19 protein-coding genes are annotated in these 25,888 nt (G+C 64.6%); 15 read left to right on the plus strand and 4 right to left on the minus strand.

Features of this window, described 5'->3' with window-relative positions; all coding sequences use genetic code 11:
- Positions 1–10 precede the first annotated feature (10 nt).
- From RVX_RS16090 to RVX_RS16100, 3 genes are read left to right on the plus strand one after another with little or no spacing between them, the layout of a single operon-like run.
- Positions 11–757, plus strand: a complete 747-nt coding sequence (locus RVX_RS16090; RefSeq protein WP_116307743.1) for an NTP transferase domain-containing protein — start codon at positions 11–13, stop codon at positions 755–757.
- Positions 739–1,257 (plus strand): adenylyl-sulfate kinase, encoded by a 519-nt coding sequence (locus RVX_RS16095; RefSeq protein ID WP_116307742.1) that lies wholly within the window; start codon positions 739–741, stop codon positions 1,255–1,257. The genes RVX_RS16090 and RVX_RS16095 overlap by 19 nt, the downstream gene beginning before the upstream one ends.
- A complete protein-coding gene (locus RVX_RS16100) occupies positions 1,257–2,063 on the plus strand; it encodes a class I SAM-dependent methyltransferase (RefSeq protein ID WP_116307741.1) in 807 nt (268 codons plus the stop codon). The genes RVX_RS16095 and RVX_RS16100 overlap by 1 nt, the downstream gene beginning before the upstream one ends.
- On the opposite strand, the gene RVX_RS16105 is transcribed toward RVX_RS16100, so the two are convergent.
- Entirely contained in the window at positions 2,060–2,788 is a 729-nt protein-coding gene (locus RVX_RS16105; protein WP_116307740.1) for a formyltransferase family protein, read from the minus strand. The genes RVX_RS16100 and RVX_RS16105 overlap by 4 nt on opposite strands.
- Positions 2,782–3,456, minus strand: coding sequence for a hypothetical protein (locus RVX_RS16110; RefSeq protein ID WP_116307739.1), 675 nt, complete (start codon positions 3,454–3,456; stop codon positions 2,782–2,784). Before RVX_RS16110 ends, RVX_RS16105 begins: the two co-directional genes overlap by 7 nt.
- Before the next feature lie 290 nt (positions 3,457–3,746).
- Between RVX_RS16110 and RVX_RS16115 the strand changes: the two genes are divergently transcribed.
- From RVX_RS16115 to hisF, 6 genes are read left to right on the plus strand one after another with little or no spacing between them, the layout of a single operon-like run.
- Entirely contained in the window at positions 3,747–4,817 is a 1,071-nt protein-coding gene (locus RVX_RS16115) for a class I SAM-dependent methyltransferase (RefSeq protein WP_116307738.1), read from the plus strand.
- Positions 4,818–4,829: 12 nt separating this feature from the next.
- On the plus strand, positions 4,830–6,125 hold the full coding sequence (locus RVX_RS16120) for an N-acetyl sugar amidotransferase (RefSeq protein ID WP_116307737.1): 1,296 nt from the start codon (positions 4,830–4,832) through the stop codon (positions 6,123–6,125).
- Positions 6,118–6,741 (plus strand): GNAT family N-acetyltransferase, encoded by a 624-nt coding sequence (locus RVX_RS16125; protein WP_172596641.1) that lies wholly within the window; start codon positions 6,118–6,120, stop codon positions 6,739–6,741. Before RVX_RS16120 ends, RVX_RS16125 begins: the two co-directional genes overlap by 8 nt.
- Before the next feature lie 5 nt (positions 6,742–6,746).
- Entirely contained in the window at positions 6,747–7,865 is a 1,119-nt protein-coding gene (locus RVX_RS16130) for an N-acetyl sugar amidotransferase (RefSeq protein ID WP_172596640.1), read from the plus strand.
- A 2-nt stretch (positions 7,866–7,867) separates the two neighbouring features.
- Positions 7,868–8,593, plus strand: a complete 726-nt coding sequence (hisH, locus tag RVX_RS16135; RefSeq protein WP_216362355.1) for an imidazole glycerol phosphate synthase subunit HisH — start codon at positions 7,868–7,870, stop codon at positions 8,591–8,593.
- Positions 8,587–9,450 carry an imidazole glycerol phosphate synthase subunit HisF gene (gene hisF, locus RVX_RS16140; protein ID WP_116307734.1) on the plus strand — a complete coding sequence of 288 codons (864 nt, stop codon included), beginning with the start codon at positions 8,587–8,589 and terminating at the stop codon, positions 9,448–9,450. The genes hisH and hisF overlap by 7 nt, the downstream gene beginning before the upstream one ends.
- A gap of 643 nt (positions 9,451–10,093) precedes the next feature.
- On the opposite strand, the gene RVX_RS16145 is transcribed toward hisF, so the two are convergent.
- Together RVX_RS16145 and RVX_RS16150 are read right to left on the minus strand one after the other, a co-directional pair.
- A complete protein-coding gene (locus RVX_RS16145) occupies positions 10,094–10,471 on the minus strand; it encodes a hypothetical protein (protein ID WP_116307733.1) in 378 nt (125 codons plus the stop codon).
- Between the two features lie 220 nt (positions 10,472–10,691).
- Positions 10,692–11,351 carry a DUF202 domain-containing protein gene (locus tag RVX_RS16150; RefSeq protein WP_116307732.1) on the minus strand — a complete coding sequence of 220 codons (660 nt, stop codon included), beginning with the start codon at positions 11,349–11,351 and terminating at the stop codon, positions 10,692–10,694.
- Between the two features lie 693 nt (positions 11,352–12,044).
- On the opposite strand from RVX_RS16150, the gene RVX_RS16155 reads away from it, so the two are divergent.
- From RVX_RS16155 to RVX_RS16180, 6 genes are all read left to right on the plus strand, one after another.
- Positions 12,045–15,416 (plus strand): ABC transporter substrate binding protein, encoded by a 3,372-nt coding sequence (locus RVX_RS16155; protein ID WP_420192385.1) that lies wholly within the window; start codon positions 12,045–12,047, stop codon positions 15,414–15,416.
- 5 nt (positions 15,417–15,421) lie between these two features.
- Positions 15,422–16,927, plus strand: coding sequence for a sigma-54-dependent transcriptional regulator (locus RVX_RS16160; protein WP_116307731.1), 1,506 nt, complete (start codon positions 15,422–15,424; stop codon positions 16,925–16,927).
- A 628-nt stretch (positions 16,928–17,555) separates the two neighbouring features.
- On the plus strand, positions 17,556–21,203 hold the full coding sequence (gene nifJ / locus RVX_RS16165) for a pyruvate:ferredoxin (flavodoxin) oxidoreductase (RefSeq protein ID WP_116307730.1): 3,648 nt from the start codon (positions 17,556–17,558) through the stop codon (positions 21,201–21,203).
- A 122-nt stretch (positions 21,204–21,325) separates the two neighbouring features.
- Positions 21,326–23,035 (plus strand): L-lactate permease, encoded by a 1,710-nt coding sequence (locus tag RVX_RS16170; RefSeq protein WP_116307729.1) that lies wholly within the window; start codon positions 21,326–21,328, stop codon positions 23,033–23,035.
- A gap of 170 nt (positions 23,036–23,205) precedes the next feature.
- Positions 23,206–24,591 carry an FAD-binding oxidoreductase gene (locus RVX_RS16175; RefSeq protein WP_116307728.1) on the plus strand — a complete coding sequence of 462 codons (1,386 nt, stop codon included), beginning with the start codon at positions 23,206–23,208 and terminating at the stop codon, positions 24,589–24,591.
- A gap of 4 nt (positions 24,592–24,595) precedes the next feature.
- Positions 24,596–25,888, plus strand: a complete 1,293-nt coding sequence (locus RVX_RS16180) for a (Fe-S)-binding protein (protein ID WP_172596639.1) — start codon at positions 24,596–24,598, stop codon at positions 25,886–25,888.

Here is a 25,888-nt window from a genome sequence, read left to right on the forward strand (position 1 = left end):
CGGCTCTCGCATGGGCGAGCTCACCAGCGCCAGACCCAAATGCATGACCGGACTGGCCGGGCGCCCCCTGCTCCACTGGCAGCTGGACTCCTTGCGACAAGCCGGATTGACGGAGATTCACGTGGTCACCGGCTACCTGGGGGACACCCTGAAGGGTCCGTTCGCCACGTTCCCCAACGCGCGCTGGCAAGAGACGAACATGGTGGCCAGCCTGGCGTGCGCCGCATCGGTGCTCAGCCGCCGCGCCTGCATCGTGGCCTATTCGGACATCGTCTACCATCCCGGCCATGTTCGGGGCTTGGCCGAGGCGGAGGGTGACATCGTCATCACCAGCGACCGCCTCTGGGAGGCTTTGTGGCGTCTGCGCTTCGACTCGCCGCTGGATGACGCAGAGACCTTCCGCGCCGAGGAAGGACTCTTGGCCGAGATCGGGGCCAAGCCCCGGACCCTGGACGAAATCCAGGGGCAATACATGGGGCTTCTCAAGATAACGCCAAGGGGATGGGAGGGTATCCGCGCCGTGCTGGACGGGCTGCCCGCCCCGCAGCGAGACCGCCTCGACATGACGTCGCTGCTGCGCCTGCTTCTCCAGGCGGGGCAGCCGGTCGGTGTCGTGTCCGTGGAAGGTCGCTGGCTGGAGGTGGACAGCGGGCGGGACGTCCTGGCCTACGAACGCGCCCTGGAGGATGCCTTGGCCCAGGGCACATGCTTCAGCCACGATTGGAGGGAGAATCCGTCATGGTGCTCTGGATCATAGGGCTTTCCGGCGCGGGCAAGAGCACCCTGGCGACGGCCGTCGCCGAGGAAGTCCGGCGGCGCATGCCCAACGTGGCGCTGGTGGACGGAGACGTGCTCCGCGAAGTCTGGGGCAACGACCTGGGCCACACCATGGAGGACCGGAGGAAGAACGCCGACAGGCTTTGCAGGCTCTGCCGCTTCCTCGACAGACAGGGCATCCACGTCGTCGCCGCCATCCTCTCCCTGTTCGAGCAGTCGCGGGAATGGAATCGCGAAAATCTCCGGGACTACAGGGAGGTCTACATCAAATGCCCCCTGCCGGACCTCGTCCGCCGCGACCCCAAGGGGCTTTACGCCAAAGGCGCGCGCGGGGAGATCGACCTGCCGGGGCTTACCCTGCCCTTCGCGGAACCGGCCCGGCCGGACCTGGTCATCGACAACTCGTCCGGACTCGAGGCACTGCTTGCCCACGCCAAAACGCTCGCTTCGCTGTTCCCCGGCGGCAGGGAGGAAAACTGATGCGCGTCACCTACAGAAGCAGGGACAACAAGGATTACTGGGAAAAACGGTGGTCGGCCATCCCTGCCGATGAACCCATGGAGAACGAGGACGCCTATCCCCTGCGCTATGCGCTCATGGCCACGGGGAACGCTCCCAAGGGCTGGATCTTGGAAGCAGGCTGCGGAGCGGGCAGGCTGTTACGGTACTACCACGCCCTCGGAGCGCCAATTCGCGGGTTCGACTTCATCCCGTCGGTGGTGGACAAGCTCAAGAAGGCTGATCCGAGCCTGGACGTGACCACCGGAGACATCTGCTCCCTGGACTATCCGGACGAAAGCTTCAGCCATGTCCTCGCCTTCGGCCTCTATCACAACCTGCCCCCCGACATGCTGGGCAGGGCCCTCTTGGAGACAAGGCGAGTGTTGAAACCGGGCGGCGTCCTTTGCGCATCCTTCAGGGCCGACAACATGACCACCCGGGTGACGGACTGGCTGCGCCAGAGGGAAACCAAATCCGCCGCCACCCCTGACCGCTTTCACAAGCTGAACCTCTCGGAGGCGGAATTCCGGGCGGCTCTCGTCTCAAACGGTTTCACAGTGGATTCGATGCATTATGTGGTAAACATGCCGGTGCTCTACAAGTTTCGCTTCTTCAGGCATGCCACCCACAAGACGTTCGACGAGCACAAGATGCGCCTTGAAGGCTGCAGGCTGAACCTGTTGGGGGCACTGCTCCAGAGCTTCCTCCTGAAGTTTGCGCCCTCCCAGTATTGCAACATTTATGTGGCTCTGGCGAGGCGCGCCAAAGGCCCATCGGAAGACTAGCCGCCCCCCCGCCGCCCCCCGAGCATCAGAATGTGCCGCAGCACGGGATGCATGATGTAATACGGCTCCGAATGGACATTCTCGACCCCGGAATCCGGCCACTCCCCGTATGCGGCGTAATGCCGCGCCAGGGCGCACAGGACCTCGGCCCGGTAAATCGAGTCGAGCACGAGATCCAGTTCGGTCACGTCTTCCGGGGCGGGGAAACGGGCACGGTGGAGAATGCGCCCCGAATCAATCACGTCGGTCAGAAAAATGGCGCTCGCCCCGCAGAAGTTGCCTTCCAGGATGCTGTAATGATTCGTCGTGCTGCCTTTGTAGTCCGGCAGCCAACCCCCGTGGACATGCAGGAACCTCTTGCCGCAGGCCAGCACCGGCCCGCGCAGGATCGCCCCCCCGAAACCTGAATACAGGAACGTTTCCGCCTTGATCCCGTTCAGGAGCGACACCACCTCGGCATCGTTGATGTCCCCCGTGGGTGCGAACGTTACGGGCACGTCGGCATCACGGCAGGTTTGCTCCAGAGGGACACCCGGGAAGAACGCGCCCCACGATCCCAGGGCCGACTTCTGTTCCCCCGCCGCGCATTGGCCGGGTCGTTTGCCGTCCGGGCTGGGCAGGAGCACGCATTGTTCCGGCAGGATGCCGATGCCCGCCAGCGCCTGCATGTAACAGCGAGACCGGGCCGTGTCCCCCGCCAGCAGGGTGACCGCCCGCATCAGCATGGCTTCTCCGGCCACAGGGCTCCGACCAGGGACATCTCGCACATGATGGCCAAGGCGACGGCCGGAGCCGTCAAGGGAGCGGCAAGGGCCTCCACCCCCTGGGAACACAGGAGGTCGCACGCCTTGAGGAGGCAGTTGACCAGCCGGAGGTCGCGCGCGGACATGCCCGCCAGCCCAACGAGGCAGGCGAACGCCGCGTAGGGTTCCACCTGCGTCAGGGGGGCGCCTTTCAGGCCGTACTGCGGGGGACTCATCACGCACGGCAGCTTCTTGCTCACCTCGAATCGCCGGACCAGCCCACGCAACACCGCATTCACCTCCAGCGGGGCATGCTCCGCCGGGCAGGCCAGCATGCCCCGCAGCACCCCGGCCGTTTCCTGCCCGCCGTTCCCGGCGGCCTCGTCTCCCGACCAGCCGTCCCCGATGAGTTCCGCATGCACCGCGAAGGCCGACGCGGCGTCGAGGACGCCACCCGAGTTCAAGGATGCCTGGGCTGCCCGGGATGCCCTTGTGCCGCCTTGAAGGGGCTCGAGCTGGCCCAGCAGTCCTCCGAGCACGTGCAGGCGCGAGGCTCGGTACGCTTCGAGAAAATCCCACCCTTTGAACGGCGGGTACATGTACGTCGCAGGTTCGTTCAGCAGGTCACGCCGGGTGTAGCTGTATTCCATGCCTGCCACATACCCCGTGTCCGGCGGCGTCCGCAACCGCCCGGAGGTGGTTTCAGGCGCTCGGGACTTGATTCCGCCCGAGCAGCGTCGTACCACCCTTCACAAGCGAAAAGGCCCCTCATTCCGGCATAGGACTTGCATTTCGCGAGAAGGTTGCGCCGAATTCCCGCCCCCGAACGGCGCAGGTGCCACATCGGGGATGGCTGCCGCACACCCCCGCGGCTTCAGGCTGAACACTTCGCCGCACTCGGCTGCTGCCGAACCGCCGGGGCGGAAGATGGAGACTCTACATGGACTCTCATTTCCAGACGCTGTTGGACTCCTACGCCACAACCCTCTCACGGCTTCAGGGGCACCCGTTCTTCAAGACCGCCGCCCTGCAGTCCGCTACCGCCGTGGCGAACCTCATGGACACGCTCCTGATGGCCGACGCCCGGGAAGACCCGTCAGCACTGCTTTGCGGCCTCTTCACCCGCCATACCGCCTACCTGAAAGACCTCCTGGACGCCAAGGCCGCGTTCAAGGATGCGGATGCTCCGTCCTGCGGCACCCCGCCCGACGACACGGACGCCATTTTCGGCAGCGCCTGGACCGCATTTGACCCCAAGGCCTACGACCACTCGGTATCCTTGGTGACCAGGCGCCTCGAGGCAAGCGGCATCACATCCGAAACCATCCGCGGCAAACGCTGCTTCGACGGCGGCTGCGGTGTTGGGCGTCTGTCTGTCGCCCTGGCCAGGATGGGCGCAGCGGAGGTGGTGGCCCTGGACCACAGCGAGGAATGCCTCGACTATTTCCGCAAGGTTCTCAAGGACACGGGCGTCGCCAACGTCACCCCCGTGCGGGGCGACGCGACGGACCTGGGCGCCTGGCCCGATCAATCCTTTGATTTTGTCGCGACCAACGGCGTGCTCCATCATACGCCGGACTGCCGCAAAGGCCTGCTCGAGCACATGCGCGTCACCAAGGACGGCGGGCAACTGTGGATCTATCTCTATGCGCAGGGGGGATTGTACTGGCCGGTTTTCGACGCCCTGCGCGGCGCCATCGGGCCATCCATGGAAGCGTCGGAGATCAAGGCCAGGCTCTTCGGCCTCGGGCTGCGGCCGGGGTTCGTTTACACGTTTCTCGACAACGTGCTGGCGCCGAGAACGTACCACACCATCTCCGAAGTGGTCGAACTGCTGGGCAGAGAGCACACGCTGTCCTGGCGCGAGGCCGACGGTCCGTCCGTTTACGACAACCCGTCGCGCACGGCCGGGTCCCCCCTGGCCAGCGCCCTCCTCGGACCGGAAGGAGAAGTGCGCATGGTCATCAACCGGCTGGGTCGCAAGGCGCGGTCCGTCGCGCCGGGCAACTGACCGGGCGACGCCATGCGATACTGCTCCCGCTGCCTCTACCCCGCCAACCACCCGCTGCATCTGACCTTTGACGATGCGGGCGTTTGCAGCGGATGCCGCATCCACGAGGAAAAGGACGCCCTGGATTGGGAGGAGCGCTTCGAACGCCTTCGGAACATCGTGGACGGCTTCCGCTCACCCGGCGGGCGCAGGCACGACTGCATCGTCCCCGTAAGCGGCGCGCGTGATTCCCATTTCATCGTCCACGTGGTGAAGAACAAACTGGGGCTGAACCCCCTGCTGGTTTCCTACAACAAGCACTACAACACCAAGCGCGGCATCCGAAATCTCGCCTACCTCCGCACGCTCTTTGATTGCGATTTCCTGATGCAGACGGTGTCTCCGGAAACCGTCAAGCGCATCACCAGGGCGACCCTGCGCCTCATGGGCAGCATGTACTGGCACTGCCTGGCCGGCGAGACGGCCTATCCGGTGCAGGTCGCCGTGCGGCTCAAGATTCCGCTGATCATCTGGGGGGCGCACCAGGGCCTTGACCAGGTCGGCATGTTCTCCCATCTCGACGAGGTGGAGATGACCCGGAAATACCGCAAGGAGCACGACCTGATGGGCTTCGAGGCCGAGGACGTGCTCGCCGCGGCCCCGGAGATCGCCGAACGGGACATGCTCCACTTCGTGTACCCCCATGAGCGGCAGCTCGCCTCGGTTGGCGTACGGGGCATATATCTGGGCAACTACATCCGCTGGGACTCGAAAGCCCAGCATGAAGCCATGATAGACGCCTACGGCTACGAAACCGCCGCCCAGGCGCGCACGTTCGACACCTACAACGATGTCGATTCGTTCCACTACAGCGGCGTCCACGACTTCATCAAATACATCAAGCACGGATACGGCAAGGTCACGGACCACGCCGTACGGGAACTGCGCTTCGGCAGACTGACCCGCGAGCAGGGGATAGAGCTTGTGCGCATGCACCGCGACATGGCCCCACCCGCCGACCTCAGGCTCCTGCTGGACTGGCTCGGCATGCCTGAGGACGAATTTCTCGAAACCGTCGACAGATTCCGCGACCCGCGCATCTGGACGCGGGAGGATGGTTCCTGGAGGCTGCTGGACAGCGTTGACAGGCACACAGATGATCCGGGGACACGGCAGGCACGCCTTGATGCAACCGGCGACTGCCGTTTCCGGATCACGGACGGCAGGGATCCGGAAGCTGTCGAGGACAACTATGTCCTCATCGGGCGCGGATGGGTGGACGACCGCCAGGACATCCCTGGCCCAGGCCGTGGAGAAGGCAATGGCTGACGACGAGCACACGACCATCATCACTCCCAGGCTTCGCATCGTGGCCTTCGGCGAAGAGCACTGCGGCGAGCATTACCTCGCCTGGCTCAACGATCCCGACCTCATGGCCTTCAGCGAGCAGCGGCACCGCCGCCATACCATGGAGAGTTGCCGGGCGTACCGCATGAGCTTCGAGGGAAGCCAGAACTCGTTCTGGGCCATCGTCGCCAGGAAGGACGGCGCGCACATCGGAAACATCAGCGTGGCCCTCGACACGCACAACAGCCTCGCGAACATCTCCATTCTCGTCGGCAACGCCACAGCCCGCGGCAAAGGGTTCGGCAAGGAGGCCTGGGAAGGCGTCTGCGACCATCTTTTCCGCAACCGGGGCGTCCGCAAGATCCAGGCAGGGACCATGGCCGTCAACGCCCCAATGGTGGCGCTGGCCCGCTCCGTCGGCATGGTGGAGGACGGTCGCCGGATCAGGCATTACGTCTGGCGCGGGCGTGAAGTGGACCTCGTTTTCTTCGCCCTCTACCGGGACGACTGGCTGGCAGGCCACGCCGACCCTACTCTCTCCGGCGGTGAAGAGCGCGGCCGGGTCGAACCGGAACAGCTTTCAGAAAACAGGGGATGAGGCCCATGCGATACTGCTCCAAATGCCTGCAGCCGGACACCAGACCGAGCATTGTCTTCGACGCGCATGGCGTCTGCCCCGCATGCCGGTTCGCCGAAGCAGCCGGGGACATCGACTGGGCACTGCGCCACCGGGAACTGGAAAAAATCGCCGCCTTCGGACGGGCGCGCAACACCTCTGGATACGACTGCATCGTGGGCGTCAGCGGCGGAAAAGACAGCACCCGGCAGGCCATGTTCGTCCGCGACGAACTTGGACTGAACCCCCTGCTCGTGTGCTGCTCCTATCCGCCCGAGCAGTTGAGCGACCGTGGAGCCAGAAACATCTCCAACCTGGTCTCCCTCGGCTTCGACCTTGCCACGGTCTCCCCCGCGCCCCAGCTTTGGAAAAAACTGCTGCGTTACGGCTTCATCCGGTTCGGCAACTGGACCCGGTCCACCGAGATGGCCCTGTATGCGAGCGCCCCCAGGCTGGCCATCGCCTATCAGATTCCCTTGATCTTTCTGGGCGAGAATCCGGCCATAACCGTCGGCGAACTGGCCACCGGCTCCGTCACCGGAGACGCGAACAGGATGAAACACGCCAACACCATCGCCGGCGGCCCCGAAAGCCTCGGCCTGACCCCCGAGGAGGCCGAACGCCTCTTCTGGTACAACTACCCCCCGGATGAAGACATGGAGATGGCCGAACTCCGCATCGTCTACCTCGGCTACTACATCGAGGACTTCCGCAAGCGCGAGAACGCGGAATTCTCCATGGCCCACGGCATGGAGGTACGCTCCGACCCACCGGAAGACATCGGGGACATCACCGGCCATGAGGCCCTGGACGAAGATTTCGTGATCCCCGGACAAATGATGAAGCACCTGAAGCTGGGCTTCGGCAAGGTTACGGACCAGGTGTGCGAGGAAATCCGCCTGGGCCGCATGACCCGAGAGGAAGGCAAACGGCTGGTGCGCCTGTACGACGGTAAGTGTGCCCAGAAGTATCTGGACAGATTCAGGAATTACATGGCCTTGTCGCAACATGAGTTCCAGGCGGTGCTTGACCGGTACCGGAATCAGGAAATCTGGCGGCGAGGACCGGATGGAAACTGGGAACTGTCCGCGGACTTCGATTCCTGATCATGGCGAACGCGGCAGCCTCGCCACCGCCGCCCACGCAAGGCGCCAGCGCTCTCAATCGCATCAACCGGCAGGACAGCATGGACAAAAAGCCTGGAAGAAAACCCCGCATCGCCGTAGTCAACTGCGGCGTCGGCAACCTTCTCTGCGTCCACAGCGCGCTGAAACGTCTGGGGGCGAGTCCGTTTGAGGCGGCCACCCGCCAGGAACTGGCGGAAGGCCAGGCCATCATCCTGCCGGGGGTAGGGGCGTTTCCCGAAGCGATGGCAAACCTGCAACGGCTGGACATCGCCAAGCCCCTCACCGACGAGGTCCTGGGCAAGAAGAAGCCGTTCCTCGGCATCTGCCTCGGCATGCAACTGCTCGCCGAAAGCTCGGAAGAATTCGGCATGCACCAAGGCCTCGGCTGGCTCAACGCGAAGGTGACGCGGATTCCCGAAAACGGAGTGAGGTTGCCGCATGTAGGCTGGAACACCATCGACGGCGCGGACCCCGGCATGTTTTCACGCGTCCCGGCAGACGCCCACTTCTATTTCGACCATTCGTACCGCATGGAATGCCACGCTGAAGATGTGGCCGGGAGTTGCTCCTACGGCGCAGCAATCACGGCTGCGGTGCGCAGGGACAACATTTGGGGCACCCAGTTCCACCCCGAAAAGAGCCAAATCTACGGGCTGATGCTGCTGAGAAACTTCCTCAACACGGTTGAGGCCACGACACCATGTTAAAAATCCGCCTGATAGCTCTTCTGCTTATCCGTGAGGGCATTTGTGTCCAAAGTATCGGGTTCAGGCGCTACCTGCCCGTCGGACGGCCGGAGATAGCGGTCGAATTTCTCGACTCTTGGGGAATCGACGAGATCATATGTCTCAACATCGACAAGGCTGGCGGAAAGGCTGACTATTTCAGCGAGATAGAGCGATACGCCACACGCTGCCAGGTCCCCCTGGCCATCGGCGGCGGTATTGCCTCCGTTGATGATGCGGCGCACATCATCAGCAACGGCGCAGACAAGGTGGTCATCAACTCCGCCCTCATCAATGCTCCCGACACGGTTGAAAAGGCCGCCAGACGATATGGTTCGCAAAGCATCATTGCTTCGATAGATTGCAGGCGGGACGGGACCGGCTACCGGGTTTGGGTCAACGGCGGCAGGACGCAAACGGGGTTCACGCCAAGCGAGATGGCTCGCAGAGCGCAGGATCTCGGTGCGGGCGAATTGATGATCACTTCGATTGACCGGGATGGCAGCAAATCCGGCTACGATTTGGCGTTGTTGCAAGAAATTTCCGCCACCTCGAACATACCCGTGATCATCGCTGGCGGGGCGGCGAAACCAGCGCATCTGGAAGAAGCGATTCTCGCCGGGGCCGAGGCTATGGCGGTTGGGAACAGCTTCCATTTCGTCGAGCACGCCCCGGCCCTGGCCAAACAATACCTCGCGGATCGGGGCCATAATATGCGCATGGATTCACCGTTCCGCTACGATGACTCCAATACAGATGAATTCGGAAGAATTCTCAAAAAGGATGAAGAGACACTATCCCGACTTCGCTTCATCAAGATTGAGAAGATCGTCATTTAGCCTTACTAGCCAGAAAAAATCCACAGACAACACAAAATACGAAAACAAGCAGCAGAAGTTCTGACTTTAGCCGACATTCTTCCACATAATTGGCGCGCTGCCTGAAAGACCAATTGACCTGACGCTTTTCCTGCTCGGGCATTCCCTTCATCAAAAAGATCCTGCGCGATACCCCCCCCTGCAAAAACATACGCACACCTGACGAACGACAGGCGTGCTGCATAAATGCATCAACACAACACTGCAATTCATACAGAGTCGTGATGCATATTAATGACGTGAGATACAGGACAGAAATCATGCATGGGCGACCGTGTGGAAGCATTCACAGGCGCAGCCTGCTTGTGCCTTGCCCCATGCACGTTCAAGGCCGTTCATGCAGACAAACCAGATAACCGTGCCTTCCAGTTTGCAGCTACACTTCGCGCCCCTGTCCGCCAGAATGCGAAGAATGCCCATTCCCCATGGACAAAGAAGGGCAAAAACCCGCCGTTCCGCAGGGCGACCCCAGTGACGGGCGCCTTGGCGATATACAGCCTGGCCGCCGCGCGCGGACACATCGGCAACGTCTTCCCGCGCCTCTAGCCGCCCTTGCCGTGCGCCAACACGACGGATGGCCGACCTGCCAACCGCGCACCTTCTCTTACGCCTGCAACCGCAGCGGACCGTTGCCGTTGCCGCCGTCCTTGTCCTCGCGGCTGAACTGCACGGCCGTTCCGTAGCAGGAAAAATACTTCGATCCGTCGGGGTGGAAGGCCACGTTTTCCTGATAGCCCACGATGGCCTGGGCGCCCTTGTTCACGGCGCGGGCCGCCATGCCGAAGAACGTTTCCTCGGAATCGTAGCCCCGGCAGGCCACCAGGCCCAGCACGCGGCCTATCCTGCGGTCTTCGACGCCGTCGGTGGTGACCACGGGAAAACGCCCGGATACGAACAGCTCACGCACCCGTTCAAGGTTTTCGGTCTGCGCGGCCTCGGCCTTGCGCGCCTTTTTGTCGTTGCCGCCAAGCAGAAACAGCATGGGGAAGCCTCCTTGCAGTGATCTGGCGGAATGCCGCCACGCCGCCATGCATTGCAAGAGCCTTGCCGAACGCACACCTTGCTGTATTTTCAAGCTATCCAAAAAATGAACGACTCACCGCGTCGAAAACACGACGCCGCCCGGCACATCCCGATGCCGCCATTTCGGCGCACCGCTTCCTTCATGTCGCGGCCCCGGCCCGCATTTCTTCCGTCAACGGTTACACCAGCGGCACCAATCCCAGCGAGGCCCGGAACAGAAACCAGCCCAGCGCGGCCACGTACAGCACCAGCCCCACGATGACCAGCTTGAGCGACCACAGGAAGTAGCGCGTCTTGCGGTTGCGCACCGCCAGCAGCCGCAGGAAGCTGGCCTCCACCGTGTCGCCGCGCAGGCTGGACATCCAGCGCACCCGCACCACGCCGTACAGCGCCACGAACAGCCCGACAAGGATGCACACCAGCCCGGCCATCAGGGTCAGCCCGCTGAACGGCCCGGCCGCAGCCAGCCGGTGCCCGGAAAAGCCCGCCACGGAAATGGCCAGCGCCCCCACGCCGAAGACCATCTGGGTGCGTTGGGTGACGATGCCGAACTGCTGTTGCAGGCTCTTCCACACTTCGGCCTCGCTGCCCAGCACCTGGAGCAGGAAGCGGTATTCCTCGCACAAGGCGCAGGCGTCGTCCCGCCAGGGCGCGCCGCCGCGCTCGTAGTCGTCGCCCGCCATCCCCGCCCCCTCCTGTTCGGCCACATCCGAACGTGCGGCAAGGGCCGCCTCCGGGGGCAGGCCACACGTGGCGTCACCAGCCTTTGGGGCCGTGCCCATCGCACCGGTCGAATCCTTCTGCCGCCCTGCATCGCGTGCCACGCTCGGGTCCGTCATCGTCCGCTCCTTCAGGGGAGTGTCCCGGTTTTCCGGCGCACCGGGGGTGCCCCGCGCCGCCATCCTTCCAGAGTATTCCCGCCTCGCCGTCCGCACAAGCGCGCGCGAACATGCGGGCACACTGCCGGGGAAACGTCACGGCCCGCGCGCCAACCGGCCCGCACGCCCAGCCGGCGCGGCGGGCCTTGACCTTGACGGGGAAGTCCAGCATTAGTTGCACTCACGGTGGCGCCACTGCAAACTGTGCAGTCAAACACCTTCCTCGGCGGGGCCGCCCGCAGCCTTGGCCGTCCGGCATGCCCGCACGCCGTGCGACCCGGCGGCGCGTGCTCCCCCCGGTTTCCCCGCACCCCAGCCTTTCGGCGGACCCCCCGCATGCATACCAGCCATTTCCGGCCGATCCGGTCCCCGCGTCGGCCTGCCGATCCGCTTCCGCCCCCATCCCCGGTCCGGCACGCTTCCCGCGCGCGGCGCGCCGCGCTGCTCCGCCTGTGCGTCGTGCTGCCCGCGCTGTGCCTGGCGCTGCTCCTCGCGCCCGCGCTCGCGCCTGCCCCCGGGCCCATGTCGGCAGCCGGGGCCGCACCCGCGTCGCCCCTCGCGCCTTCACGAACTCCCGGCCTCCCCGCCAGCCTCCCCCTTGCCCTGGCGTCCCCCGCCCTGGCGGCCCCGGCCGAGGCCCCCACGCCGCCAGCCGTGCCGCAGTCGCCCGAAGGGGCGCGCAAGAACGTGCTGTACCTGAATTCGTACCACAACGGGTACTCCTGGTCCGACCACATCCAGGAGGGCATCCGCCGGACGCTGGCCGAAAGCCCTTACAGCATCGTGTTCCAGGTGGAATACATGGACTCCAAGAAGTTCCATTACCAGGACACGGTTTCCACCCTGTACGCCCTGTACCGCGACAAGTTCCGCAACAAGAAGTTCGACATCATCATCGCCTCGGACAACGTGGCGGTGGATTTCCTGCTCCAGTTCGGCGAAGAACTGTTCCCCGGCGTGCCCATCGTGTTTTGCGGGCTCAACGACGTGCAGCCCGAAAACCTGCGCGCCACCGGACGCGAGATCACCGGGGTGCTCGAAAATTACGACGTGGCGTACAACATAGAGCTGGCCCTGCGCCTCAACCCGCAACTGCGGCGCATGGTGATCATCGGCGACGATTCGGTCACCGGCGCGGCCATCCGCAACCAGGTGCTGGCCCAGCTCGGGCCGTTCAAGGACCGCCTGGTGGTGGAGGAATGGAGCGAATACAGCCTGGAGCAGATGCTGGACTGGGTGCGCGACCAGACCCCGGACACCTTCTTCTATTTCGTGCCCATCTACCGCGACATCGACGGCCAGTTCTACTCGGCCGAAGAACTGCTGGAAAAGGTGCACGCCGCCTCGCGCGCGCCGCTGTACAGCAACTGGGCCTTCCTGCTGGGCCACGGCATCGTGGGCGGCAAGCTCATCTCCGGGGTGCGCCACGGCGAGATGGCCGCGCGCATGGCCCTGCAGGTGCTGAGCGGCATCCGCGCCTCGTCCATCCCCATCGCGGAGCAGGCGGACCAGGCCTACATGTTCGACAACAACGAGTTGCAGCGGCTGTTCATCAGCCCCTCGCAACTGCCGCCCGACAGCATCATCATCAACGAGCCCAGCCGGTTCTACGAACTGAACAAGCAGGTCTTCTGGACCATCATCGTCAGCATGGTCATCCTGTCGGTGACCCTGGTGCTGCTGGTCATGAACATCCTGGAAAAGCGGCGGGTGGAAGGCAAGATCAAGGACCAGCTGTCGTTTTTGCGCTCGCTGATGGACACCATACCCATACCCATCTACAGCAAGGACGCCGACGGCCGGGTGCGCGAATGCAACGTGGCCTTCGAACGCTTCTTCGGGGTGGACCGCACGGCGCTGCTGGGCCGCTACGAATGGCAGGCCGGGCCGGAAGGCGTGGCCATGCTGCGCGACGCCTCGGACACCAGCCTGATGCACGAACCGGGCGTGGCCAGTTACGAAACCACGTTGCCCGGCCCCGAGGGCTCGCCCCATTCCATCATCATGCACAAGGCCACCTACCAGAACTCCAGGGGAGCGGTGGCGGGCCTTGTGGGCGTGGTCTTCGACTACACCGACCGCAAGAAGGCCGAGGACAGCCTGCGCGCCGCCGAGGAAAAATACCGCTCGCTGTTCGAAAGCTCGCCTCTGGGCATCTTCCGCGTCACCCCGGGCGGCGACTACCTGGACGCCAACCCGGCCATGGCGCGCATGTCGGGCTACCCGTCGCCTGCGGCGCTGCTGGCCTCGGGCGCGGGCACCTTCGCCCGGCTGCACGGCGCGCCGGACATAACGGACGCCGCGCCAGACACCGTGGTGTCGTTCGATTCCAGCGTGGACAGGCCCGGCGGCGGCACGGTGACCATGCACCTCACCCTGCGCCCCCTGCGCGACGAGCAGGGCAAGGTGCGCCACATCGAGGGCTACGCGGAAGACATCACCCAGCGCAAGGCCGCGGAGCGCGCCCTTTCCGCCTCGCAGCGCATGCTGCAACTGGTGCTCGATAACATTCCCCAGTTCGTCTACTGGAAGGACCGCGACCTCAAGTACCTGGGCGCCAACAAGTCGTTCCTCGGCTTCGTGGGGCTGGACAGCGCCGACGCCCTGCTGGGCCGCACCGACGAAGAACTGCTGCCCTCGTCCGAAGACGCTGGCCGCGTGCACGAGGATGATGCGGCCGTGGTGCGCTCCGGCCAGCCGCGCTACCAGACCAAGATCACCATCACCTCGCCCGGCGGCGACGCGGTGTGGCTGGAAACCAACCGCGTACCCCTGCTGGGCGACCGGTCCGGCCAGGCCGGGGCCGGATCCCCCGACGATGGCGGCGACGTGGTGGGCCTGCTGACCACCGCCGAGGACGTCACCCAGCGCATCCGGCTGGAACGCCAGCTGCTGCAATCGCAGAAGATGGAGGCCATCGGCACGCTGGCGGGCGGCATCTCACACGATTTCAACAACATCCTGACGTCCATCATCAACTCCATCGAACTCGCCATCAGCGACATCGCGGCAGACTCGCTGACCTGCAACGACCTCATGCGCGCGCTGAAGGCCGCCCAGCGCGGCAGCCGCCTGGTCAAGCAGATCCTGACCTTCAGCCGCCCCTCGGTGGAGGGCTTCGTCATCACCGACATCAACGAGGTGCTCACCGAGGCGCTGGTGCTCATCAAGGCGTCGCTGCCCCGCAACATCGAAATCCGCAAGGCCATCCCGCCGCGCCCCTCCATCACCCGGGCCGACCCCACCCAGATCCACCAGGTGCTCATGAACCTGTGCACCAATTCTTTCCAGGCCCTGCGCGAAACGGGCGGCGTGCTCGAGGTGAACCTGGAGCAGGAGACGCTGTCCGACGAGCGCGCCCTGGAACTGGGCATGGAGCCGGGCTGCGCCCTGCGCCTGACCGTGGCCGACGACGGCCCCGGCATACCCGCCGAGATCGTGGACAAGATCTTCGACCCGTTCTTCACCACCAAGGGCAAGACCGAGGGCACCGGTCTCGGCCTTGCCGTGGTGCACGGCATCATCAAGGGCCACAGGGGCTCGGTGCGCGTGTCCAGCGTGCCGTGGCGGCGCACCGAATTCGAAATCCACCTGCCCATGCACGCGCAGGACGCCTGCCTCATCGACCCGGCCCTGCTGGCCCCGGAAACGGGCAGCGAGCGTATCCTGTTCGTGGAGGACGACGACGACCAGTTGCACACCATCCCGCGCGTGCTGGAAAGCCTAGGCTACACCGTGCGGCCCTTCAAGAACCCGCTGCTGGCGCTGGCCGCCGTGCGCGAGCACCCCGCCTCGTTCGACCTGGTCATCACCGACTTCGACATGCCGGAAGCCAACGGCCTTGAGCTTGCCCGCAAAATGGGCGATATTGCGCCGAACATGCCGATAATTCTCGTTTCGGGCCGCGAGGTTGCGGCCGAAGGGGCGGCCGTCGCCGGAAACATCAAGGCCATGGTTCACAAGCCGTACAACCGGAACATCCTGGCGGACGCCATCCGCCGCGTGTTCGCCCGCCTGGGGAGCTAGCAAGCGTGCCCACCATCCTCGTCATAGACGACGACGTCCAGGTCTGCGAAACCATCGCCAGCCTGCTGGCCCGCCTGCGCTACGCCTGCGAGACGGCCCACACGCTGGAGGAAGGGCTGCGCAAGCTGGAAACCACCGACGTGGACGTGGTGTTTCTGGACGTGCGCCTGCCCGACGGCAACGGGCTGGACGCGCTGCCGCGCATCCGGCTCTCCCCGTCGCGGCCCGAGGTCATCATCCTGACCGGCGAGGGCGACCCCGACGGCGCGGAACTGGCCATCCAGGGCGGTGTGTGGGACTATCTGGTCAAGCCCTCGCCCATCAAGCAGACCACCCTCACCCTGCACCGGGCCCTGCAGTACCGCGAAGAAAAGCTGTCGCGCGGCGAGGCCCCCGCCGTGGCGCTGGACCTGGACGGCGTGGTGGGCACCAGCCCCTCCATGCGCCAGTGTTTCGACCTGGTGGCGCATGCCGCCTCGTCCGACGCCAACGTGCTGGTCACCGGAGAGACGGGCACCGGCAAGGAACTTTTCGCCCGCACCATCCACCGCAACAGCACCCGCCGCGCCGGCCACTTCGTGGTGGTGGACTGTGCCGCGCTGACCGAAAGCCTGGTGGAATCCACCCTGTTCGGGCACCGCAAGGGGGCCTTCACCAGCGCCCTCGCCGACCGCGACGGGCTGGTCAAGCTGGCCGACGGCGGCACCCTGTTCCTGGACGAAGTGGGCGAGATGCCCCTGTCCATCCAGCGCTCTTTCCTGCGCTTTCTGCAGGAACGCACCTTCCGCCCGGTGGGCGGCACGCAGGAGATAAAGAGCGACTTCCGGCTCATCTCCGCCACCAACCGCGACCTGGACGCCATGGTGGAGCGCGGCGAATTCCGCAAGGACCTGCTGTTCCGCCTGAAGACCGTGCACGTGGAGCTGCCCCCGCTGCGCAGCAGGCCGGAAGACCTGAAGCCGCTCGCCATCTACCACGTCAACCGGCTGTGCGAGCAGTACGGCGTGCCCCACAAGGGCTTCTCGCCAGACTTCTTCCAGCAGCTGGCCCAGTACGACTGGCCGGGCAACGTGCGCGAGCTGTACAACGTGCTGGAGCGCTCGTTCGTCATTTCGGGGCTGGAAAGCGTGCTCTACGCGCTGCACCTGCCCCAGGACATCCGCATCAAGATCACCCGCGCCGCCATCGCCCGCCCCGCCACGGGCGAAGTCGGCATCGGGAGCGAATCCGCCACCCACCCCTCCGCCGCCGACGGCAACGGCGACGGAACCGGCGGTGGCCCCGGCGGCGGAGAGGACATGGTGCCTCCCGCCCAGCGCGCCGACGCGCTCGGGGCCGCCTTCACCAGCCCCTTGCCGCCGCTCAAGGGCTTCAAGCGTCTCATGGAGCGCAAGTACCTTGAAATCCTCATCGGGCAGACGCGAGGCAACCTGCAGGAGATGCTGGACGTCTCCGGCCTGTCGCGCTCGCATTTCTATGCCCTGCTGAAAAAGAATAATATGTCGCTGTAAACGGGCCGGGGTAACCTGCGGGAGCATCCCTCCGGCGGGTGTCCTACCTTTCGGACGAGGCCCCCTCGCCCGCTCCGCCATCCGGTTTTTCGGACGCGCGGCGGATTTCGCCCCGATGAACCGTTTGACCATTCAAACCGGCGGCGTTAGGCTCCTTTCCCGCCCTTCGCCAGCCCGGACCCCCCATGCGCCGCAACGTCGGCCGTCCGGTTTTTCGGACCAGACGTCGACGTCAGTTTCACAAGACGACTTTATACTTCAACAATCCAAGGAGGATGCAGCCGACGTATCAGCGTAACGGAACTGGCACACTTCTTGTTGTTGCGTAGGGGCCACAGCCTGTCCCGCGCGGAGCAAGGCCGCCCGATATCCGGGCCCGCCACTCTGCCCGCGCCGCCCGCCCCGCTCGCCCGGATCATCCAGATCATCCGGAGCGCCTGAATCACAAGGGGCAGGGGGGCAGGCCTCGGCCGCCCACGCGACACCAACGGCCGCCAGCGGCAGCAAAACGCGCCGCAAGGGCCGGCATGACGAGGCACGATTCCGAGTCAATGCCCACGGACCGCGCCGCAAGGCACGGCTGATCTTTCACCCCCCGCTTCAAGGTTAGCAATCCAAGGAGAGATCAATGGCCAAGAAAATGAAGACCATGGACGGCAACACCGCTGCCGCGTACGTCGCCTACGCGCTCAGCGACACCGCCGCCATCTACCCCATCACCCCTTCGTCCAACATGGGCGAATCGGCGGACGAATGGGCCGCCCAGGGCAAGAAGAACCTTTTCGGACAGACGGTATCCGTCCGCCAGCTGCAGTCCGAAGCGGGCGCCGCGGGCGCCGTGCACGGCTCGCTGGCCGCTGGCGCGCTGACCTCCACCTTCACCGCCTCGCAGGGCCTCTTGCTGATGATCCCGAACATGTACAAGATCGCCGGTGAACTGCTTCCCGGCGTCTTTCATGTTTCGGCCCGCGCGCTGGCCTCGCACGCGCTGTCCATTTTCGGCGACCACCAGGACGTCATGGCCGCTCGCCAGACCGGCTTCGCCTTCCTGAACTCCAACTCGGTGCAGGAAGCCATGGACATGGCCCTGGTGGCCCACCTGGCCTCCATCGAGTCCAGCGTGCCGTTCTGTCACTTCTTCGACGGCTTCCGCACCTCGCACGAACTGCAGAAGATCGAAGTCATCGAATACGACGACATGAAGAAGCTGGTGAACTGGGAAAAGGTGGAAGCCTTCCGCCAGAACGCCATGAACCCGGAACACCCGCACATCCGCGGCACCGCGCAGAACCCGGACATCTACTTCCAGGCGCGTGAAGCCTGCAACTCGTTCTACAACGCCGTGCCCGGCATCGTTTCGAACTACATGAAGAAGGTCGGCGAGATCACCGGCCGTTCCTACAAGCTGTTCGACTACGTGGGCCACCCCGAAGCCGAGCGCGTGATCATCGCCATGGGTTCCGCCTGCGAAACCATCGAAGAAGTGGTCAACTTCCTGAACGCCAAGGGCGAGCGCGTGGGCCTGATCAAGGTGCGCCTGTACCGTCCGTTCTCCATCGACCACATGCTGTCGGTGCTGCCCGCCACCGCCGACACCATCACCGTGCTCGACCGCACCAAGGAACCCGGCTCGCTGGGCGAACCGCTGTACCTTGACGTGTGTACTGCCTTCATGGAGCGCGGCGAAATGCCCAAGCTCCTGGCCGGCCGCTACGGCCTGGGCTCCAAGGAATTCACCCCGGCCATGGCCAAGGCCGTGTACGACAACATGAAGGTCGTCGGCCCCAAGAACCACTTCACCGTGGGCATCATCGACGACGTCACCGACACCTCGCTTGAAGTGACCGAGGGCGTGGACACCGTGCCCACCGGCACCGTGCAGTGCAAGTTCTTCGGCCTTGGCGCCGACGGCACCGTGGGCGCCAACAAGCAGGCCATCAAGATCATCGGCGACAACACCGGCATGTACGCCCAGGGCTACTTCGCCTACGACTCCAAGAAGTCAGGCGGCTTCACCGTGTCGCACCTGCGCTTCGGCAACAGCCCCATCCAGTCCACCTACCTGGTCAACAGCGCCGACTACATCGCCTGCCACAAGTCGGCCTACGTGCACCAGTACGACGTGCTCGACGGCATCAAGACCGGCGGCACCTTCGTGCTGAACTCGCACTGGAACAGCGTGGCCGACATGGAGAAGGAACTGCCCGCCTCCATGCTGCGCACCATCGCCCGCAAGAAGCTGAAGTTCTACAACGTGGACGCCGTGAAGGTCGCCACCGAAGTGGGCCTTGGCGGGCGCATCAACATGATCATGCAGACCGCGTTCTTCAAGCTGTCCAGCGTGATTCCCTTCGAGCAGGCCGTGGCGCTGCTGAAGGACTCCATCCACAAGGCCTACGGCAAGAAGGGCGAAAAGATCGTGGCCATGAACGTGGCCGCCGTTGACAAGGCCATCGAGGCCGTCACCGAGATCAAGTACCCCGAAGCCTGGGCCACCGCCGCCGACGCCCCCTCGGCCGCCTCGGCCGACCCCGACTTCATCACCAACGTGGTGCGTCCCATCCTGGCCCAGCAGGGCGACAAGCTGCCGGTCTCGGCCTTCGAGCCCGACGGCCTGTTCCCGGTGGGCACCTCCGCCTTCGAAAAGCGCGGCGTGGCCATCACCGTGCCCGAATGGCTGTCCGAAAACTGCATCCAGTGCAACCAGTGCTCGTTCGTGTGCCCGCACGCGGCCATCCGCCCCATCCTGGCCTCCGATGACGAACTGGCCGGCGCGCCCGCCTCGTTCGTGGCCATCGAAGCCAAAGGCAAGGAACTGAACGGCCTGAAGTACCGCATGCAGGTCTACGCGCAGGACTGCATGGGCTGCGGCTCGTGCGCCGACGTGTGCCCGGCCAAGAACAAGGCCCTGGTCATGAAGCCCATCGAAACCCAGATGGCCGACCAGGTTGCCAACCTTGCCTACGCCGACGCCAACATCGCCATCAAGGACGACCTGATGGCCCGCGACAGCCTGAAGGGCTCGCAGTTCCAGCAGCCGCTGATGGAATTCTCCGGCGCTTGCGCGGGCTGCGGCGAAACCCCCTACGTCAAGCTGCTCACCCAGATGTTCGGCGAACGCATGGTGGTGGCCAACGCCACCGGCTGCTCGTCCATCTGGGGCGCTTCCGCCCCCACCACGCCGTACACCACCAACAAGGACGGTCACGGCCCGGCCTGGGGCAACTCGCTGTTCGAAGACGCCGCCGAATTCGGCTTCGGCATGAGCATGGCCTACACCCAGCGCCGCGCGAAGCTCGCCGACGTGGTGACCGAGGCCCTTTCGCTGGATCTCGCCGACGACCTGAAGGCCGCCCTGAAGGGCTGGCTGGACAACAAGGACGACGCCGAAGGCTCCAAGAAGTACGGCGAGGAAATCCTTGGCCTGCTGGGCGGCTCCGACGACCATCCGCTGCTGGACGAGCTGTGGCACATGAGCGACCTGTTCACCAAGAAGTCCGTGTGGATCTTCGGCGGTGACGGGTGGGCCTACGACATCGGCTACGGCGGCGTGGACCACGTGCTGGCCAGCGGCGAGGACATCAACATCCTGGTCATGGACACCGAAGTGTACTCCAACACCGGCGGCCAGGCCTCCAAGGCCACCCCGCTGGGCTCCATCGCCAAGTTCGCCGCCTCGGGCAAGAAGACCGCCAAGAAGGACCTGGGCCGCATGGCCATGACCTACGGCTACGTCTACGTTGCCTGCGTCTCCATGGGCGCCAACAAGCAGCAGGTGCTGAAGGCCTTCAAGGAAGCCGAAGCCTACAAGGGGCCCTCGCTGATCATCGCCTACGCCCCCTGCATCAACCAGGGCCTGCGCAAGGGCATGGGCAAGTCCATGGAAGAAGCCAAGATGGCCGTGGAATCCGGCTACTGGCCCCTGTACCGCTTCAACCCCGAACTTGCCGACGAAGGCAAGAACCCGTTCGTGCTCGAATCGAAGGCGCCCAACGGCACCATGCAGGAATTCATGGCTGGTGAAACCCGCTACGCCGCCCTCGAGAAGATCGCTCCCGAAGAGTCCAAGCGCCTGCGCACGGCCATCGAGAAGGAGTACAACGAACGCTACCTGCTGCTGAAGCAGATCGCCGAAGCGCCCGCCGTTACCGCCCCCGCCGGGGCCCCGGTGACCGTGGGAAACGCTGACAGCGGCTTCTGCGCCGTCACCGAAACTCCGGAACATGCCCGGCGCAAGGGCGGCGACGCCTGCGACGATGGTCGGGCCGCTGAATAACACCAACCGGTAGGACAGTGCCGGAGGGGAGGTGCAAACCCCTCCGGCACTTACATACCCTTCCCAATCCCGGCGGGTGCACTCCGGGGGCGGGTCACGCACAACAGAAGAGGAGCGTTTTGATGTCATTGGAACTGCTTGCATTGGTGGCACTGTTGCCCATCCTCGTGGCCCTGGTGCTCATGGTCGGCATGCGCTGGCCCTCCACCCGCGCCATGCCCTTGGCCTGGCTTGTCTGCGTGCTCGGCGCCATCGGCGCCTGGAACCTGCCCGCGGGGTACATCGCCGCGCTGTCGCTGCAGGGCATCGTCACCGCCATCGGCGTGCTGATCATCGTGTTCGGGGCCATCATCATCCTGTACACCCTGAAGTATTCCGGCGGCATGGAAACCATCCAGTACGGAATGCAGAACATCAGCCGTGACAAGCGCGTGCAGGCTATCATCATCGGCTACATGTTCGCGGCCTTCATCGAAGGCGCCGCCGGTTTCGGCACGCCCGCCGCGCTGGCCGCTCCGCTGCTGCTGTCCCTCGGCTTTCCGCCGCTGGCCGCCGCCGTCATCTGCCTTGTGTTCAACTCGTTCTGCGTGTCGTTCGGCGCGGTGGGCACGCCCATCCTCATCGGCCTGAAGTTCCTTGCCCCGCTGGTCAAGGACGCCGCCGCCGCCAACCCCGGCCTGAACTTCACCGACTTCGGCTCCTTCGCCAAGGTCATCGGCCAGTGGGTCACCCTGATGCACGGCCCGATGGTCTTCATCCTGCCCATCTTCATGCTGGGCTTCCTTACCCGTTTCTACGGCCAGAAGAAGTCGTGGGCCGAAGGCTTTGCCGCGTGGCAGTTCTGCGTGTTCGCGGCCGTGGCCTTCATCGTGCCCTACCTGACCTTCGCCTGGCTGGTGGGCCCCGAATTCCCGTCGCTGATCGGCGGCCTGGTGGGCCTTGGCATCATCGTGGCCGGCGCCAAGAAGGGCTTCTGCGTGCCCAAGGAAACCTGGGACTTCGGCCCCCAGTCCACCTGGGAAGCTGAATGGACCGGCACCATCGCCACCAGCACCAACACCGAATTCAAGCCGCACATGAGCCAGTTCATGGCGTGGCTGCCCTATATCCTCATCGGCATCATCCTGGTGCTGACCCGCATTCCCGAACTGGGCCTGAAGGGCTGGATGGCCGCCCAGAAGATCCCCTTCAACGACATCATGGGCTACAAGGGCGTCTCCGCCTCCATCGACTACCTGTACCTGCCCGGCACCATTCCCTTCACCCTGGTGGCGCTGCTGACCATCGTGCTGCACGGCATGAAGGGCGATGCGGTACAGAAGGCCTGGGCTGAATCGTTCTCCAAGATGAAGGCCCCCACCATCGCGCTGTTCGCGGCCGTGGCCCTGGTGTCCATCTTCCGCGGTTCCGGCGTGGCCGACGTGGCCCTGAACCCCAACAGCTACCCCTCCATGCCCCTGGCCATGGCCAAGACCGTGGCCGCCTTCGCGGGCAACGCCTGGCCCATGCTGGCCTCTTACGTGGGTGGCCTTGGCGCGTTCATCACCGGTTCGAACACCGTTTCTGACCTTCTGTTCGCCGAATTCCAGTGGGGCGTCGCGCAGCAGCTCAGCCTGCCCCGCCAGATCATCGTGGCGGCCCAGGTGGCCGGCGGCGCCATGGGCAACATGGTGTGCATCCACAACATCGTTGCCGTCTGCGCCGTTACCGGCCTGATCGGCCGCGAGGGTATGATCCTGAAGCGTACCTTCTGGCCCTTTGCCCTCTACGGCATCGTCGTGGGCATCATCGCCAGCGTGCTCTCCTTCGGGGCGTACTCCAACCTGTTCTAGTTTCGTAGGTGCAAGGGGGGCGGGGCGTCGCCCTGCCCCCCTTTTCAACAGAGGAGTGGCTGAACATACAGCCAGGAATGGGCGGAGCATCCGCTCCCCCAAAGTTTCCGCCGCCTCGCCCTTTCCCGGTGACGGGGGTGGAGCAACGCATGACCCGGAGGACCATCCTCATGCCCAGTGCAGCCCTGATCAAGGAATTCGAAGCCGTCGTCGGCAAGGACAACGTGTTCACCAGCGAGGCCGACCGCCAGTCGTACTCCTATGATTCCGCCGTGCTCGACGCCGTGGTCCCCGCCCTCGTGGTGCGCCCCACCACCACCGAACAGCTCGGCAAGGTGGTTCGCCTGTGCAACGAGAACGGCAACCCCATCACCGTTCGCGGCGCCGGCACCAACCTTTCCGGCGGCACCATCCCCGACCCGCGTGAAGGCATCGTCATCCTGACCAACAGCCTGAACCGCATCCTCGAAATCAACGAGGAAGACCTGTACGCCGTGGTCGAGCCCGGCGTGGTCACCGCGAAATTCGCGGGCGAAGTGGCCAAGCGCGGCCTGTTCTACCCGCCGGATCCGGGCTCCCAGGCCGTTTCCACCCTTGGCGGCAACGTGGCCGAAAACGCCGGTGGCCTGCGCGGCCTGAAGTACGGCGTGACCAAGGACTACGTGATGGGGATCGAATTTTTCGACGTCAACGGCGGCCTGGTGAAGACCGGCTCGCGCACCGTCAAGTGCGTGACCGGCTACAACCTCGCGGGCCTCATGGTGGCGTCCGAAGGCACCCTTGGCGTGTTCAGCCAGATCACCCTGAAGCTGGTGCCCCCGCCGCAGGCCTCCAAGGCCATGATGGCCGTGTTCGACGACGTGAACAAGGCGTCGGAAGCCGTCGCCGGCATCATCGCCTCGCACGTGGTGCCCTGCACGCTCGAATTCATGGACCAGGCCACCATCCGCTACGTTGACGACTTCACCAAGGCCGGTCTGCCGCGCGACGCCCAGGCCATCCTGCTCATCGAAGTGGACGGCCACCCCGGCCAGGTCGCCGACGACGCCGAAAAGGTGGAAAAGGTGCTGAACAAGGTCGGCGCCACCGAAATCAAGGTGGCCAAGGACGCCGCCGAAAAGCTGAAGCTGTGGGAAGCCCGCCGCAACGCGCTGCCCGCGCTCGCCCGCGCCAAGCCCACCACCGTGCTTGAAGACGCCACCGTGCCGCGCTCCAAGATTCCCGCCATGGTCAAGGCCATCAACGACATCGCCGCCAAGTACAACATCTCCATCGGCACCTTCGGCCACGCTGGCGACGGCAACCTGCACCCGACCATCCTGTGCGACCGCCGCGACAAGCACGAGTTCGAGCGCGTGGAACACGCCGTGGACGAAATCTTCGACGTGGCCCTTTCGCTGCAGGGCACCCTGTCCGGCGAACACGGCATCGGCATGGCCAAGTCCAAGTGGATGGAGAAGGAAACCTCCAAGGCCACCATCGAGTTCTCGCGCAACATGAAGCGCGCCATCGACCCCAAGTACATCCTGAATCCCGGCAAGATCATCGGAGCCTAAAGCCATGGCAGACCTTACCAAACTCGCCAAGCTGCTTCAGGAGCTGGACGACCAGATGGTCGGCTGCATGAAGTGCGGCATGTGCCAGGCCGTCTGCCCCGTGTTTGCCGAGACCATGAAAGAGGCGGACGTGACGCGCGGCAAGATCGCGCTGCTCGAAAACCTGGCCAAGGAAATGATCCACGACGCGGCGGGCGTTCAGGAAAAACTGAACAAGTGTCTGCTGTGCGGCTCGTGCGGGGCCAACTGCCCCTCGGGCGTGAAGGTGATGGACATCTTCCTGCGCGCGCGCGTCATCGTGAACACCTACATGGGGCTCTCGCCGGTCAAGAAGGCCATCCTGCGCGGCATGCTGACCAAGCCTGCCCTGTTCAACGCCCTGCTCGACCTAGGCTCCAAGTTCCAGGGCATCTTCACCACCAAGGTGGACGACCTGCTTGGCTCCTCGTGCTCCAAGGTGCTCTCGCCCGTCATCGGCGACCGTCACTTCGTGGGGCTGGCCAAGGAATCGCTGCACAGCAAGATCAAGGCGCTGGACACCCCGGCGGGCAAGAGCGGCAAGCGCGTCGCCTTCTTCCCGGGCTGCCTTGGCGACAAGATGTTCGTCAGCGTGGCCGAAGCCTGCCTGAAGGTGTTCGAGCACCACGGCGTTGGCGTGTACATGCCCGAAGGCCAGGCCTGCTGCGGCATCCCCGCCATCTCGTCGGGCGACCGCGTGGCCTACGACAAGCTGGTCAAGATCAACCTCGACCTGTTCTCCAAGGGCAACTTCGACTACCTGGTGACCCCGTGCGCCACCTGCACCGCCACCATCAAGGAAATCTGGCCCAAGCTCATGGAGGACTACCCTGGCCCCATGCGCGACCAGATCCGCGCCCTGCACGACAAGGTCATGGACGTCAACCAGTTCGTGGTGGACGTGCTGGGCGTCAAGCCCGAGGCCCCGGCCAAGGGCGGCGTGAAGGTGACCTTCCACGATTCCTGCCACATGAAGAAGTCGCTCGGCGTCACCTCGCAGCCGCGCGCCCTCATCGGCATGAACCCCAAGTACGAACTGGTGGAAATGGCCGAATGCGACCGCTGCTGCGGTTCGGGCGGCAGCTTCAACCTGTACCACTACGACCTGTCCAAGCAGATCGGCGAGCGCAAGCGCGACAACATCCTGGCCACCGGCGCCCAGATCGTGTCCACCGGCTGCCCCGCCTGCATGCTGCAGATGACCGACATGCTCTCGCAGCATGGGGCCAAGGTGGCGGTAAAGCATTCCATCGAACTGTACGCGGATTCGCTGCGCTAG

The organism is Nitratidesulfovibrio sp. HK-II, from assembly GCF_003402415.2.
Lineage (GTDB): Bacteria > Desulfobacterota > Desulfovibrionia > Desulfovibrionales > Desulfovibrionaceae > Cupidesulfovibrio.

What these genes read in the sequence shown, in the direction of transcription:
- RVX_RS16090 (WP_116307743.1), top strand. Translation starts at nt 11, where the DNA reads ATGGGCGAGCTCACCAGCGCCAGACCCAAATGCATGACCGGACTGGCC.
- RVX_RS16095 (WP_116307742.1), top strand. Translation starts at nt 739, where the DNA reads ATGGTGCTCTGGATCATAGGGCTTTCCGGCGCGGGCAAGAGCACCCTG.
- RVX_RS16100 (WP_116307741.1), top strand. Translation starts at nt 1,257, where the DNA reads ATGCGCGTCACCTACAGAAGCAGGGACAACAAGGATTACTGGGAAAAA.
- RVX_RS16105 (WP_116307740.1), bottom strand. Translation starts at nt 2,788, where the DNA reads ATGCTGATGCGGGCGGTCACCCTGCTGGCGGGGGACACGGCCCGGTCT.
- RVX_RS16110 (WP_116307739.1), bottom strand. Translation starts at nt 3,456, where the DNA reads ATGGAATACAGCTACACCCGGCGTGACCTGCTGAACGAACCTGCGACG.
- RVX_RS16115 (WP_116307738.1), top strand. Translation starts at nt 3,747, where the DNA reads ATGGACTCTCATTTCCAGACGCTGTTGGACTCCTACGCCACAACCCTC.
- RVX_RS16120 (WP_116307737.1), top strand. Translation starts at nt 4,830, where the DNA reads ATGCGATACTGCTCCCGCTGCCTCTACCCCGCCAACCACCCGCTGCAT.
- RVX_RS16125 (WP_172596641.1), top strand. Translation starts at nt 6,118, where the DNA reads ATGGCTGACGACGAGCACACGACCATCATCACTCCCAGGCTTCGCATC.
- RVX_RS16130 (WP_172596640.1), top strand. Translation starts at nt 6,747, where the DNA reads ATGCGATACTGCTCCAAATGCCTGCAGCCGGACACCAGACCGAGCATT.
- hisH (WP_216362355.1), top strand. Translation starts at nt 7,868, where the DNA reads ATGGCGAACGCGGCAGCCTCGCCACCGCCGCCCACGCAAGGCGCCAGC.
- hisF (WP_116307734.1), top strand. Translation starts at nt 8,587, where the DNA reads ATGTTAAAAATCCGCCTGATAGCTCTTCTGCTTATCCGTGAGGGCATT.
- RVX_RS16145 (WP_116307733.1), bottom strand. Translation starts at nt 10,471, where the DNA reads ATGCTGTTTCTGCTTGGCGGCAACGACAAAAAGGCGCGCAAGGCCGAG.
- RVX_RS16150 (WP_116307732.1), bottom strand. Translation starts at nt 11,351, where the DNA reads ATGACGGACCCGAGCGTGGCACGCGATGCAGGGCGGCAGAAGGATTCG.
- nifJ (WP_116307730.1), top strand. Translation starts at nt 17,556, where the DNA reads ATGGCCAAGAAAATGAAGACCATGGACGGCAACACCGCTGCCGCGTAC.
- RVX_RS16170 (WP_116307729.1), top strand. Translation starts at nt 21,326, where the DNA reads ATGTCATTGGAACTGCTTGCATTGGTGGCACTGTTGCCCATCCTCGTG.
- RVX_RS16175 (WP_116307728.1), top strand. Translation starts at nt 23,206, where the DNA reads ATGCCCAGTGCAGCCCTGATCAAGGAATTCGAAGCCGTCGTCGGCAAG.
- RVX_RS16180 (WP_172596639.1), top strand. Translation starts at nt 24,596, where the DNA reads ATGGCAGACCTTACCAAACTCGCCAAGCTGCTTCAGGAGCTGGACGAC.